Below are 14,691 nucleotides of genomic sequence, written 5' to 3'. Positions count from 1 at the left end.
CCCCGTAGGAGTTTTGGGCCGTGTCTCAGTCCCAATGTGGCCGATCACCCTCTCAGGTCGGCTATGCATCACGGCCTTGGTGAGCCGTTACCTCACCAACTAGCTAATGCACCGCGGGTCCATCCATCAGTAGAAGCCGAAGCCTCTTTTCCTTCTTCAGTCATGCGACTGTAGAACCTATGCGGTTTTAGCATCCGTTTCCGAATGTTATCCCCCTCTGATGGGCAGGTTACCCACGTGTTACTCACCCGTTCGCCACTAGATTGACCAGTGCAAGCACCGGTCGCTCTCGTTCGACTTGCATGTATTAGGCACGCCGCCAGCGTTCGTCCTGAGCCAGGATCAAACTCTCATGAAAATACATTCATAAGCTTTTGAAAGCTCATTTAATTACTGACTTATTGTTTTTCTCCTTAGAGAAAAGAAATTGTTGTTTCTTCACTTTCGTGAAGTCCCTACACATTTGGTTTGTCTTCTTTGTTTAGTTTTCAAAGGCCAACGTCGCTTAGCGCGACAACTCCTATATATTATCATAGGCGTTTTTCTCTGTCAACAACTTTTTTCATTTTTTGAAAATTGTTTCAGAGTCGTTTTTGTTGTTTCGCAACAACGTTTAATAATTTATCATAGATATACTTCATCGTCAACCCTTTTTTTATAAAAATATGCTATAATTTTTTCGAATATTTATTAAGGAGGTTTTTATGCGTCTTGAGCATTTATTAATGAAGCATTTTGATATTTCTCGAAAGCAAATGAAAAAATTAATTTCTTCTGGCGAAGTACTAATCGATTCAACTCCCGCAACTCATGTAAGTAATAATGTCGATCCACAAATTCAAGTGATTACCGTTCAAGGAAGTCGCATGGAAGATAACTCCCAAAAGTATTATTTATTAAATAAACCTAAAGGAGTCATCACTGCTACCACCGATTCTCAACTTCCTACAGTTATTGATTTATTTAAAAATGAAAATATCGAAGGATTATATCCCATTGGTCGATTAGATAGAGATACGGAAGGACTTTTAATCATTACGAATAACGGACCTTTAGGCTATCGTTTATTAAATCCCATTCAACATATTGAAAAGGAATATTATGTAGAAGTAAATGGGCCTTTAGACAATTCCTGTATTCAGAGATTTTACGACGGAATTATGTTTCATGATGGAACGATTTGTAAACCTGCTAAATTATCAATTCTTGAATCGTCTCCTTCCTTTAGTAAAGCTACTGTTACAATTTCAGAAGGAAAGTTTCATCAAATTAAAAAGATGTTTTTATGTGTTGGAGTCAAAGTCACTTTCCTTAAAAGAATTCGTTTTGGTGAATTTCTTTTAGATGAATCTCTTTCCCCAGGTGAGTATCGTCCTTTAAATTTTTCTGAACTTCAAATCTTAAAACATTATTTTTAACACTAAAAAAGGCAAACGAAAATTTCGCTTGCCTTTTATTGTTATTTTTAGTTACTTGCATTTGAAGTTGCGTCTGCTTCACCATGACTTGGAGTATCTGATGAAGCTCCTGATGTTGCATCTGCACTTCCATGAGAACCATGTCCTCCTGCAGCTGGAGCATTTCCTCCAACTAAACGTTGACCAGTTGTTTCTAAATACCAATCTAACCATGGTTGGAAGTTAAAGATAATTTCGTTAATTCCTGCATATGAACCATCTGGATAGTACATTGCTTTATAGTTATGAGTATTAATAACTCCTTCTGGTTGTCCCGGAACAATTGTACGAACGTACTCTTGATCACCATTACGTAATACACCTACAACCCACTCAACGTTTTTCATTCGTGCTGGTGGTAATGAAGCATGCACAGTTCCTAATCTGCTACCCGCTTGAACACGTACACGTTTACCAAACATTGTGCTTGGTTCTTGATGAGCGTTATTGTAATACAAGAATTGGTTGTTATCATCTGCATATGTTAACTCAAATGGCATTGCTTTTAAGAACATGTCAATTTGGTTAACTGTTAAGATACCATGGTCTAATTTAACATAAGTATCTCCAGATACAGCACCTACGATTTCTGCTGCTTTTTCAACCCAATCTGGATCATCTGGGTCAACACCTTGAATTGTTGTTGCAATTGGATTTGTACAATATAAATCTTCTGGAGCAATTGGTTTTGGTTTTTTCAATTTAGAAACGACCTCCACATATTTTACAAAGTTATCTAAGCAAGATTCTAAGAATTTCACTGTTCCTTCATTCGTGATATTTCCATTAGCATCAAATGCTTCTTTAGCTTTCCCTAATAAGAATTCATTTCCTGGTAATGTATATGCATTCACACCTGGAGCATCTAAAATTTTACGTAAATGTACTTGCGCACGTGATGTTCCTTGATCGTGGTATGAAGCACCCACAATCATAACTGGTTTGTTTTCAAATGGATGTACTTTGTAAGATAACCATTCTAACACGCTTTTTAGTGATGCTGTAATTGTATGATTGTGTTCTGGTGTTGCAATGATAACACCATCAGCACGAGTAATTTTGTTATATAAATAACGTAATTGGAAGCAATCGTCCCATTTTTCATCTTGATTGAATACTGGAACTTCATCAATTTCAAGAACTTCTAATTCAAATTTTAATTTAAATTCACGTTGAATGAATTGTAATAATTTACGGTTATATGATAGTTCAGCATTTGAACCTACAATCCCTACAAATTTCATAATGTCTTTTCCTCTCTTTTTAAGGTATTAAATATTTTCCCAATCAAAGTTTTCTGCTTCTTTGTGTAATAAATCTTGAGCACTTCTTAATTTTTGAGTAATTTTCACGAATAAACGGAAATCATCAAATAAAGCATCTAATTTTTTGATTGTATCTAAATCGATTAAATTACCTTTTTTATCAAATGCTTGAAGTGAGTGAGATAATAAGAACTCAGATCCTGGCATTACATTTGCTTTTAATTCTGGAGAGTCCAAAATTTGACGTAATTGTAATTGAGCACGAGAAGAACCTAGTGTTCCATAAGATGCTCCTGTAATCATTACAGGTTTATTTAATAATGGATGAATACCATATGATAACCATGCTAATGCGCTCATTAATACAGCTGGAATAGCGTGGTCATATTCTGGAGTACCAATAATTACTCCATCAGCAGCTTCAATTTTAGCAGCAATTTCTGTTACAAGTTCTGGTACTTGTTTATTTGCTGGTTTGTTGAATAATGGAATATCTTTAATTTCCACTAATTCAATTTCAACTTTATCTGCAAAATGATTTTGCATATATTGTAATAAAGTACGGTTTGTAGAACGTTGTGAGTTTGTTCCTACAAGTGCAATAAATTTTGTCATAATAATTCCTTTCTATACATCTCTGATTAAACGAAATGAATTCCAGATGTATACATCATTTTTTGATTTTTTGTAATCACAAATGCTTCCAGTCCAGGTTGTTGTTCGATTTCTTCAATAATGTCATATGGATTTTGTCCAAACAAACGCGTCGTCCATATTTCGCAATCTACTGATTTTTCAGCAACTATTGTAATACTAGCTAGCTCTGTTTCCATTGGATAACCTGTTGTTCGATCAAATATATGGTGATAAGTTTTTCCATCTACCACTAATTGACGTTCATAAATCCCAGAAGTTACAACAGACCCATCAGATACCTCAATGACTGCTACATGTTCCCCTCTGTCTAATGCAGGATTTTGAATTCCAATTCTCCAAGGTCTGTGAAAAGTTGGATTTTCACCAATTGTAAGAATATTACCTCCTAAATCAATAATTCCTGATTGAACTCCTTGTTCTACCAAAAATTCTTTTAATTTATCAGCAATATATCCTTTTGCTAACGCTCCTAAATCGATTCTCATCCCTTCTTTTGATAAATAGACTTCTCTATTTGAATCATTTAAGAATATTTCTTCAGGATCTGTTATTTTTAATAACCTTTGAATCTCTTCTTCTGAAGGAAGTTTAGCATCTGAAAAACCAATTCTCCACGTTTGAACTAAAGGTCCAATCGCAATGTTAAGATGACTATTCGCTGCAATACTATGTTTCTTTCCTAACTCAATCAATTCAAACAATTCTGGATGAACTTGAACTGCTTTCTTTCCAGCTTGTAAATTAATCTCCATTAGTTCTGAATCAGCATCATTAGCACTGAAACGATTTTTATAAAGATGTAACAGTTGTTCACTCTGTAACAATAAATTCTGTGCATCTTCATGAAAAATCGTTAAATGAATAGATGCTCCCATTAATCGAAGACTGTGACTAGCACTTTGCAAACAATTTCCTCTTTCCTTTTGCATTTACATTTAATATACCAAAACAATGACGTTTTCTCAAGCAATTTAGCTCATTTACTCACATTGGTTTATATAAAATAAGTACACATTTTCATAACTGTTCTGCTTTTTATAACAAAAAAACCTCTTTAAATAGCTAGAAACTAATTAAAAAGGTTTTTATATTTTATTCATTTATTTTCATTTGCGTAATAGCATCTAATAAATACTCTGCAAATTGTTCTGCTCCTTGATTATTCGGATGAATTTTATCTTCATAAAACCACTCTGCATGATTTTTTGCTAATTCATACCAATCAATAACTCGAACATTTGCATGACGCGTTTTAGCTTCGTGTAATTGTTGATTTACTTCATTATTCCATTTCACCGGAGCAAATATTGTAACAAAGTATAATTCTCTATCTTCTCCGAGAATTCGAATATATTCATCTAATTGTTTTTGAGAAAAAGTACCATTCGTTCCTAAAACTGTTACAACTCGATTTGCCATTTTCCCTTTAGAAATTAAGTCTTGTAAAGTTGCCGAACTAGAATATAATTGTCTTCCTATTTTCCCGTCGATAATAGCTCTAGGGAATAATTCTTGAACTTTATCTGCTGCTGCTAATAAAATCGAATCTCCAACAAAGGTAACTGGTTCTTGAGCAATTCGTTCTTTCAATTCAATTTCTCTATTCGGATCTACTGTTGTACTTTCTTCTTGAGTTGTTTGTTCAATCAATTCTTGGTTTCGTTTAATCACACTTTCCAATTGCTGTGCAACTAAATTTGTTTCCGCTGAAGATTGAAAGAATCCGACAAATGCCAATCCAATTAAAACAATATAAGTAAATGAAAAGGCTATTCCCATCATTTTTTTAACCGGAGGTAACTCCTTCACAGTAAAATGATGAATACTCATCAAACTAAATGTTTGTCCAAAAGGTACCAACCATTTTTTCGTTTCAAACACTTTATAAGTTATTTCCGCTAACATTACAATACATAACATTTGAACACCTAAAAACACAATATTAGATTCTTCCCCACTTTGGAAATAAGGTGCAAACATATGTACTGGATAAAACCATAAATAATAAGAAAAACTTCTTCTACCAAAAAACGTAAATCCTCTAAAGCGTAAGAAATAATTTAATACAGAGTTTTCATACAAAATACTCCATAAAAAGACAATCGAAATAATGGAAAATAATTGCATTCCATATAAGTAAGTGTCATCTTGTACACCATTAAAACTTAATGCCATCCATCCCATTAATAAAAAACTAACTAATCCTAGCAATTGGATGAATAATGAAGCTGATTTACTTCTAGGTAAATGAAGAGATAATTGTCCTTCTGTAAAATAGCTTAAAACTCCACCTAATAAGAACGAGAAAATCCTAGTTGAAATCGCATAGTATATATAAGAAGGATCCTTTTGTACGATATACATAACCGTCATTAACACAGCTGAAAGAACACTTAAGATAAATAAAATTAAACTTTCTTGCATTCGTAATAAATTTAAACGATGAAATACTTTCCGAATTCCAACAGCTATTAACATTAATTGTAAATAAAGGGATACATACCATAAATGAACAAATGGACTTGGATTAATCGATTGTACAAAGTAAGATTGTTGATTAATGATTTGATAGTAGTTATTGAAAAATACTAAAGACGATAATGACATCATTCGAATATTTTTCAAATGTTCCGGCAATGCAATAAATAAAAATGCTACCGTCCCAATAATCATAAATAACATTGGAAGCCATAATCGAGATAGTTTTGATGACAAATGCCATTCTACTGGTTTTTTATGAAACAAATGCTTATTATCACGAAAAGCTAAGTAGCCACCTATCGCAAAAAATGCATTTACCGCAAAAAAACCACCTGGCAAATAATTTTGAAAATAATAATATCCTATAATTGCAAGAATCATCATCCCTTTAAAACCATCAAGGGCTGCTACACGTTTATATTTAGAATTTTTTTGAGATTCTTGCATCACATTTTGTTGAACCACGTGAAATTTTCCATCCTTTAATTTGTTGTCCTCTCCATTATATTCTCTGGAAATTTTCCCGTCAAACCTCTTTTGAAATATTTTGTAGATTTTTAATAAATCATAAAAAGCTGAGGATTTCTCCTCAGCTTTGCTATTGAATTAGATTTTTTTTACAAATTCAGACTTTAATTTCATCGCACCAAAACCATCAATTTTACAATCAATATTGTGGTCTCCTTCTACGATACGAATATTTTTTACACGTGTGCCTTGTTTAATATCTTTTGGAGCACCTTTAACTTTTAAGTCTTTAATGACTGTTACAGTATCTCCATTTTCTAAACGATTTCCATTTGCATCAATGGCAACTACTCCATCTTCTTCAACTTCTTGTCCTGGTTCCCATTCATAGGCACATTCTGGACAAACTAATAATACACCATCTTCATACGTGTATTCTGAATTACATTTTGGACAATTTGGTAATGACATAATCGTCTCCTTTCTCTCTTTTTGTTTGTATCTATTTTACCTTCTTTTTCGAATCATGTCTAATGGTTTCACTGTTTCAGTGACTTTCATCTTGCAAATCATCATCGCATGAGGAGCTGCTTCGATTTCTTCACCATTTTCATCCCATAAAGTTGTTAACACTTCTTCATGATGACGCATGCCTGGTCCATAAAACTCAATATGATCTCCTACTTTGAAGTTGTTTCTTTGTTGAATCGTTGCAATTTGAGTTTCTGGGTCATATGCTAACACTTGACCAACGAATGCATATTGCGGAATTTGGCGACGTGCACCAAATAATTGTTCTTCTTCTGTAGGAATTTGATAATAGAATCCTGTTGCTAACTCACGTTGAGCTGCTTTCCATAATTCATCTACCCATTCTTGTTTACATACATAATTATCTGGATCTTCACAATAACTATCTACTGCAGCACGGTATACATTTGCCACTGTTGAAACATAGTGAATAGACTTCATACGTCCTTCAATTTTCAAGCTATCTACTCCAGCTTCAATTAAATCTGGTAAGTTATGAATCATTGATAAGTCAACCGCACTCATAGAGAATTTTTCTTCGATACCTTCTTCACCAGCACCAACCATATTTTTTTCATTCGCAAATGGCATATCAAACAAACCATATTTCCAACGACAAGATTGCGCACATCCTCCACGGTTCGCATCACGACGCACCATGTGATTAGATAATACACAACGACCTGAATAAGAAATACACATTGCACCATGAATGAATGCTTCAATTTCAACATCCACTTTTTCTTGCATTTCTTGAATTTCTGCCATAGAAACTTCACGTGCTAATACAACACGTTCTAATCCTTCATCTTTCCAGAAGTTTAACGTTTCCCAGTTTGCAGCAGAAGCTTGTGTAGAAAGGTGAATTGGTAATCCTAGAGCTTCTGAAGCACAAATGTCCATTAAAGCCATATCACTGATAATCGCAGCGTCAATTCCAAGGTCGCGAACTGTACGGAAAAATTCTCCCGCACCTTTTTCGTCTCCTTCGTGAGTAACCATGTTCGCTGCAATATATACTTTAGCATTATGGCTATGTGCAAATTCTACTGCCTCTTTCATTTCTTCGAAATCAAAATTCCCTGCACGACTTCTTAGTCCGTATGCTTCTCCTCCTAAGAAAACTGCATCTGCACCATATAAAATCGCTGTTTTTAATTTTTCAAGTGTTCCTGCTGGAGCAAGAACTTCTGGTTTTTTCAAAATTTTTCTTCCCATTGGTCTCCTCCTATTTCACATCTTCTGGATTTAATATATAAAATCCTGCGTCTAAACCACGTTGTTCTGGATGAAGTTCTCTTACTTGTAATTCTAAGCTAGCACTCTTTTCAACTGTCCAAGTACCTGCTTCAATTTCTTTACGAGCATTATCAAATAATTGAACCACTTTAACAAAGTTATCGCCAGGAGTTAAAACTCCATCAAATTTCCATTGAGGAACACCCATTTGACTTAATTCTAATAAATAAGGTGCAAGAGAAACATCATTATTCGCGAAAATATGTGTCCCATTAATATCTTGATAGATTGAATAATGAGAATCCTCATCTGCAGGCTCACTCACAAACAATCCACGTTTTTTCTCAACACTTTCTTCTTTCTCAATATAGTTAAAGTAATTTTGTAATAATGGACGTTTAGAATGATGGATACATGTTGCACCATAAACTAACACTTCAATTGGAACTTCCACTTGGCTTGCTAAAATTTCCATTTCTGCTCTTGGAATTTCTCTAGCAATCACTGCACCTATTGCTCCACGTTTAGCCCAAAAATTAACTTGACGACTACTTGTGACTAATACAGCCGCATCGTAATAATAAGGAATTGAATATTCTGGGTTCTTCATAATTTGTACAACACCAGGATCTCCTACTGTAATCATATCTACATTAATAGATTTTAAAAATTGTAAATATTCCGGAACTTTCGCAATTCCTTCATTATGAAAAATCGCATTCACCGCTACATTTACTTTTTTACCATAGCGATGTGCCAATTCTGTTAATTCTTTTTGTTCATCTCGTGAAAACGACATTGGTAATCTTAAACCAAATAAGTCTTCACCAAAGCACAATACATCTACTCCTGCTTCAAGTAGTGCTTGCGCTTGTTGGATTGATTCAACTGTTGCAATCAGCTCTATCATTCCAAACGCCTCCTATTCTTTCATTAAAATATACTGATATAGAGTAGCATAAAATTCAAAATATCGCCACCAAAAACCAGTAATCTAGAATGAGAACAGTTTTCAATTAGAATTTTTATATAAAAAAATCCTCCCATAAAGGGAGGATTGAAAATCAATTTAATAAAAATTATTTTTCGATAGAAGCTACGATTCCAGCACCTACAGTACGTCCACCTTCACGGATAGAGAACTTAGTACCATCTTCGATCGCAACTGGGTGAATTAATTCAACTTCCATAGTTACGTTGTCACCAGGCATTACCATTTCAGTACCTTCTGGTAACACACAAACACCAGTGATGTCTGTTGTACGGAAGTAGAATTGAGGACGGTAGTTAGAGAAGAATGGAGTGTGACGTCCGCCTTCTTCTTTAGTTAATACGTAAACCTCAGCTTTGAATTTTGTATGTGGAGTGATTGTTCCTGGTTTAGAAAGAACTTGTCCACGTTCGATGTTGTCACGTGTAACACCACGTAATAATGTACCAATGTTATCCCCAGCTTCAGCGTAGTCTAACAATTTACGGAACATTTCAACACCTGTAACAGTTGTTTTAGAAGTTTCTTCAGAAATACCAACGATTTCTACTTCGTCACCAACACGAACTTGTCCACGTTCAACACGTCCTGTAGCTACAGTACCACGACCAGTGATTGAGAATACGTCTTCGACTGGCATCATGAATGGTTTGTCAGTGTCACGTTCTGGAGTTGGGATATATTCGTCAACAGCAGCCATTAATTCTAAGATTTTTTCTTCGTAAGATGCATCGCCTTCTAAAGCGCGTAAAGCAGAACCTGCAACAACTGGAGTGTCATCGCCTGGGAAATCGTATTCTGATAATAAGTCACGAACTTCCATTTCTACTAATTCTAATAATTCTTCATCGTCAACCATGTCAACTTTGTTTAAGAATACAACGATGTAAGGAACACCTACTTGACGTGATAATAAGATGTGTTCACGTGTTTGAGGCATTGGACCGTCAGCTGCAGATACTACTAAGATAGCACCGTCCATTTGAGCAGCACCAGTGATCATGTTTTTAACGTAGTCCGCGTGTCCTGGGCAGTCAACGTGAGCATAGTGACGAGTGTCTGTTTCATACTCAACGTGAGCAGTGTTGATAGTGATACCACGTTCGCGTTCTTCTGGAGCTTTATCGATTGAACCGTAATCTTGAGCTTGTGCGAAACCTTTCTTAGCTAAAACAGTTGTGATAGCTGCAGTTAAAGTTGTTTTACCGTGGTCAACGTGGCCGATTGTACCAATGTTAACGTGTGGTTTTGAGCGGTCAAATTTTTCTTTTGCCATTTTAAATAATTCCTCCTAAATGTTTGAGTATTTTTGTTAGATTCTATAACAGTATCTACCGATTTGAATTATACCAAAGAATACCTATAAAAATCAACTGGTTACACTAGGTAACCAGTCGACCTAGATTCTTTGATGAAGTTGCGTTTTTAGCAATTTATTATTCGCCATTTCCGCCATTTTTCTTAATGATTTCTTCTGCAATGCTCTTAGGAACATCTTCGTAGTGGTCGAATGTCATTGAGAATGTACCACGACCTTGTGTTGCAGAACGTAATGTAGTTGCGTAACCGAACATTTCTGATAAAGGAATCATACCTTTAACGATTTGTGCGTTACCACGAACTTCAGAACCTTCAACGCGTCCACGACGAGCGTTAACGTGACCCATTACATCTCCGAAGTATTCTTCTGGAACTGTAATTTCTACAGCCATCATTGGTTCTAAGATAGATGGTTGTGCTTTCTTAGCAGCAGCTTTCAATGCCATTGAAGCAGCAACTTTGAAGGCAGTTTCTGATGAATCGACATCATGGTAGCTTCCATCATATAATTTAGCTTTGATGTCAACTAATGGATAACCAGCTAATACCCCGTTTTCCATAGCATCTTTCAATCCTGCTTCTACAGCTGGGATGTATTCACGAGGAACTACCCCACCGACGATAGCATTTTCGAATTCGAATCCAGCACCTTCTTCGTTAGGAGCAAATTCAATCCATACGTGACCGTATTGACCTTTACCACCTGATTGACGAACGAATTTACCTTCTGCTTGAGTAGAAGCACGGAATGTTTCACGGTAAGATACTTGAGGAGCACCTACGTTAGCTTCAACTTTGAATTCACGACGCATACGGTCTACGATAATATCTAAGTGTAACTCACCCATACCAGCGATAACTGTTTCACCAGTTTCTTGGTTAGTGTAAGCACGGAATGTTGGGTCTTCTTCAGCAAGTTTTTGTAATGCAATACCCATTTTATCTTGGTCAGCTTTTGATTTTGGTTCAATCGCTACTTCGATAACTGGATCAGGGAATTCCATAGACTCTAAGATAACTTCTGCTTTTTCATCACATAATGTGTCCCCAGTAGTTGTATCTTTAAGACCTACTGCTGCAGCGATATCTCCTGAGAATACTTCAGGAATTTCTTGACGTGAGTTAGCGTGCATTTGTAAGATACGTCCTACACGTTCACGTTTACCTTTAGTTGAGTTTTTAACGTATGAACCTGATTGTAAAGTACCAGAGTACACACGGAAGAATGTTAAACGACCTACGAATGGGTCAGTCATAACTTTAAATGCTAATGCTGAGAATGGTTCTTCGTCTGAAGAATGACGTTCTACTTCTGCATCAGTGTTAGGGTCAATCCCTTTAATTGCTGGTACGTCTAATGGTGATGGTAAGTAGTCAACTACTGCATCTAACATTAATTGTACACCTTTGTTTTTGAAAGCTGATCCACATAATACTGGATAGAATTCAGCAGCACATGTAGCTTTACGGATAGCTGCTTTTAATTCTTCTTGTGAAATTTCATCGCCTTCTAAATAGCGTTCCATTAATTCTTCATCAGTTTCAGCTACTGCTTCCACTAATTTTTCACGCCATTCTTCTGCTAAATCTTGTAAATCTTCAGGGATATCTGTTTCTTGGATATCTGTACCTAAGTCATTTGTATAGATTTCAGCTTTCATTTTAATTAAATCGATGATACCTGAAAATTCATCTTCAGCACCGATTGGTAATTGAATTGGGTGAGCATTTGCTTGTAAACGTTCATGAATTGTACGTACAGAATATAAGAAGTCTGCACCAATTTTGTCCATTTTGTTAGCAAATACGATACGAGGAACACCATATGTTGTAGCTTGACGCCATACAGTTTCTGTTTGAGGTTCAACCCCAGACTGTGCATCAAGTACCGCAACAGCTCCATCTAATACACGTAGAGAACGTTCTACTTCAACTGTGAAGTCCACGTGCCCTGGTGTGTCGATGATGTTAATACGGTGACCTTTCCATTGTGCTGTTGTAGCAGCAGATGTGATAGTGATACCACGTTCTTGTTCTTGTTCCATCCAGTCCATTTGTGAAGCACCTTCGTGAGTTTCACCAATTTTATGGATTTTACCAGTGTAATAAAGTACACGCTCAGTTGTTGTAGTTTTACCTGCGTCAATGTGAGCCATGATACCGATATTACGCGTGTTTTCAAGAGTAAATTCTCTCTTTGCCATCTTCGTTCTACACCTCTTTATTTTATGATTAATTTATGCATAGATTAAAAAGCCCGAAGGCTTTTTGAATCTTACCAACGATAGTGAGCAAACGCTTTGTTTGCTTCTGCCATTTTATGAGTATCTTCACGTTTTTTAACAGAAGCACCTGAGTTGTTCGCTGCGTCCATGATTTCACGAGCTAAACGAACTTCCATAGTGTCTTCACCACGTAAGCGTGAGTAGTTTACTAACCAACGTAAACCTAATGTAGTACGACGGTCTGAACGAACTTCAACTGGTACTTGATAGTTAGAACCACCAACACGGCGAGCTTTAACTTCTAATACTGGCATAATGTTCTTCATAGCTTGATCGAACACTTCCATTGGATCATTTCCAGTTTGTTCTTTAACGATGTCAAATGCATTGTATAAAATTGTTGCTGCTTTACCACGTTTACCATCTACCATTAAACGGTTGATTAAACGAGTAACTAATTTTGAATTATAAATTGGATCAGGCAAAACATCACGTTTTGCGACAGGACCTTTACGAGGCATTTATAATCCTCCTTTCATCATTTTGAGTTATTGTTTATTGTTTATTATTTTGTTAACCTAAATTATTTTTTAGGACGTTTTGTACCGTATTTAGAACGACCTTGCATACGGTTGTTAACTCCAGCAGTGTCTAAAGCACCACGGATGATGTGGTAACGTACCCCTGGTAAGTCTTTTACACGTCCACCACGGATTAATACTACGCTGTGTTCTTGTAAGTTGTGACCAATACCTGGAATGTACGCAGTTACTTCGATTAAGTTTGATAAACGTACACGGGCATATTTACGTAACGCTGAGTTAGGTTTTTTAGGTGTCATTGTACCTACACGAGTACATACACCACGTTTTTGTGGAGAGTTTGTATTCGTTTGTGATTTTTTAAAGCTGTTATATCCTTTACCTAACGCTGGAGAAGCTGATTTCTCAACTGCTGATTTACGAGGTTTACGGACTAATTGGTTAATTGTTGGCATTTAGCTCTTCCTCCTTCCCTATCGGGTTCTTCTTGGTCCACACATCCTGGTGGTCCATTTTTTTGTAAAAATTAAAAGACACATAAATGTCTCTCTCAGTGGCCTTTTTACCAGTCAGCACGACTGATATGATTTCTAATCAGGAATCAGGTATAAAAGCACCTTTGACATAGTACCATAATTATTCAAGTTCGTCAATGGGGCTAAACTATTTCTTTTTATAGTTTTTGCGTATATTCTAAACTATTTTTCGAATAGAATTTATACTCTATATTAAACCTCTTTTACAAAACAATAGTGATTTTCTTTTGAAATTGATTCATCAAATGTATATCCATCTACATCAAAATTTCGTAACTCAGCTTTATCTTGAATTTGATGAAGTACTATCCAAGCTGCCATTTTTCCTCTAGCTTTTTTTGAAATAGTAGAATGTTGTTTTAATGCCCCTTCTTTTTTCTCATAAAAGTCAACATCTAGCCAATCATATTGTTTTTTATTAAACAACGCAGAAAACTCACTACTTGCTAGATTGACGATACATTCCCCTTTTTCAAAAGAACTTACAATTCGTTCTTTCCAATATTTTTTCAGAGTTTCTCCTTCGACTTTTAAATTCATCGTTAAATCTAAGCGATACGGCTTCACACATTCATCTGGACCGATTGCTCCATATAATGCTGAAAGAATTCTAAGATGTTGCACTGCATAAGCCTTATATTCTTTCCAATCAGCCACTTGCTTAAAACTACGGAATGCTAATCCTTGATATAAATCCATTGCATGATAAGTAACGCTTTCTTGAAATCTTTGAATTTTATCCCAATTTTCTTCTAATAAAGCATCACTAACTTTCAATAATTTCTTCAGTTCTTCCTTACTATAATTCGATAATAAAGATACAATTTTTTGACTATCTTCCTTTAACACCCAATCTTTTTGCACAGGTGCATCTGTTGCCATTTCTTTTGCGGGTGACATAATAATTTTCATCAGATCTTCCTTTCAATTTCAATTTGTTTTATTGTAACTCAAAAAAGAAGCAAGAAACAACTCTCGT

The 14,691-nt window shown here is 35.6% G+C and carries 13 protein-coding genes and 1 other annotated feature; of the genes, 1 reads left to right on the top strand and 12 read right to left on the bottom strand.

Features of this window, described 5'->3' with window-relative positions; translation table 11 throughout:
* Window positions 1-300 (bottom strand) — a sequence feature (16S ribosomal RNA rRNA prediction is too short).
* Window positions 301-704: 404 nt separating this feature from the next.
* A complete protein-coding gene (locus HMPREF0446_RS01155) occupies window positions 705-1,418 on the top strand; it encodes a pseudouridine synthase (RefSeq protein WP_006703597.1) in 714 nt (237 codons plus the stop codon).
* Window positions 1,419-1,465: 47 nt separating this feature from the next.
* Here the strand turns inward: HMPREF0446_RS01155 and HMPREF0446_RS01150 are convergent, their stop codons facing one another.
* From HMPREF0446_RS01150 to yaaA, 12 genes are all read right to left on the bottom strand, one after another.
* The gene (locus HMPREF0446_RS01150) at window positions 1,466-2,701 is read right to left on the bottom strand and encodes an NAD(P)H-dependent oxidoreductase (protein WP_006703598.1); all 1,236 of its coding nucleotides are present in this window, start codon (window positions 2,699-2,701) and stop codon (window positions 1,466-1,468) included.
* Window positions 2,702-2,728: 27 nt separating this feature from the next.
* Window positions 2,729-3,337: an NADPH-dependent FMN reductase gene (locus HMPREF0446_RS01145; protein WP_006703599.1), complete on the bottom strand. Its 609-nt coding sequence runs from the start codon at window positions 3,335-3,337 to the stop codon at window positions 2,729-2,731.
* Window positions 3,338-3,363: 26 nt separating this feature from the next.
* The gene (locus HMPREF0446_RS01140) at window positions 3,364-4,284 is read right to left on the bottom strand and encodes an FAD:protein FMN transferase (protein WP_020991251.1); all 921 of its coding nucleotides are present in this window, start codon (window positions 4,282-4,284) and stop codon (window positions 3,364-3,366) included.
* Window positions 4,285-4,471: 187 nt separating this feature from the next.
* Window positions 4,472-6,325, bottom strand: coding sequence for an acyltransferase family protein (locus HMPREF0446_RS01135; RefSeq protein WP_006703601.1), 1,854 nt, complete (start codon window positions 6,323-6,325; stop codon window positions 4,472-4,474).
* Window positions 6,326-6,466: 141 nt separating this feature from the next.
* Window positions 6,467-6,799 (bottom strand): zinc ribbon domain-containing protein YjdM, encoded by a 333-nt coding sequence (locus HMPREF0446_RS01130; RefSeq protein ID WP_006703602.1) that lies wholly within the window; start codon window positions 6,797-6,799, stop codon window positions 6,467-6,469.
* Between the two features lie 36 nt (window positions 6,800-6,835).
* Window positions 6,836-8,077: a peptidase U32 family protein gene (locus tag HMPREF0446_RS01125; RefSeq protein ID WP_006703603.1), complete on the bottom strand. Its 1,242-nt coding sequence runs from the start codon at window positions 8,075-8,077 to the stop codon at window positions 6,836-6,838.
* A 10-nt stretch (window positions 8,078-8,087) separates the two neighbouring features.
* The gene (locus HMPREF0446_RS01120; protein ID WP_006703604.1) at window positions 8,088-9,008 is read right to left on the bottom strand and encodes a peptidase U32 family protein; all 921 of its coding nucleotides are present in this window, start codon (window positions 9,006-9,008) and stop codon (window positions 8,088-8,090) included.
* Window positions 9,009-9,177: 169 nt separating this feature from the next.
* A complete protein-coding gene (gene tuf, locus HMPREF0446_RS01115) occupies window positions 9,178-10,365 on the bottom strand; it encodes an elongation factor Tu (RefSeq protein ID WP_006703605.1) in 1,188 nt (395 codons plus the stop codon).
* A 160-nt stretch (window positions 10,366-10,525) separates the two neighbouring features.
* On the bottom strand, window positions 10,526-12,613 hold the full coding sequence (gene fusA, locus HMPREF0446_RS01110; protein WP_006703606.1) for an elongation factor G: 2,088 nt from the start codon (window positions 12,611-12,613) through the stop codon (window positions 10,526-10,528).
* Between the two features lie 71 nt (window positions 12,614-12,684).
* The gene (rpsG, locus tag HMPREF0446_RS01105; protein ID WP_006703607.1) at window positions 12,685-13,155 is read right to left on the bottom strand and encodes a 30S ribosomal protein S7; all 471 of its coding nucleotides are present in this window, start codon (window positions 13,153-13,155) and stop codon (window positions 12,685-12,687) included.
* 62 nt (window positions 13,156-13,217) lie between these two features.
* Window positions 13,218-13,631 (bottom strand): 30S ribosomal protein S12, encoded by a 414-nt coding sequence (gene rpsL / locus HMPREF0446_RS01100; protein WP_005607493.1) that lies wholly within the window; start codon window positions 13,629-13,631, stop codon window positions 13,218-13,220.
* A 273-nt stretch (window positions 13,632-13,904) separates the two neighbouring features.
* On the bottom strand, window positions 13,905-14,624 hold the full coding sequence (gene yaaA, locus HMPREF0446_RS01095) for a peroxide stress protein YaaA (RefSeq protein ID WP_006703608.1): 720 nt from the start codon (window positions 14,622-14,624) through the stop codon (window positions 13,905-13,907).
* Window positions 14,625-14,691: the final 67 nt, after the last annotated feature.

The sequence above is a fragment of the Granulicatella elegans ATCC 700633 genome, assembly GCF_000162475.2.
In the GTDB taxonomy this organism is placed as follows: domain Bacteria; phylum Bacillota; class Bacilli; order Lactobacillales; family Aerococcaceae; genus Granulicatella; species Granulicatella elegans.
Note: the sequence above shows the minus strand (reverse complement) of the source record. Positions and strands in the feature narration are given on the sequence as shown.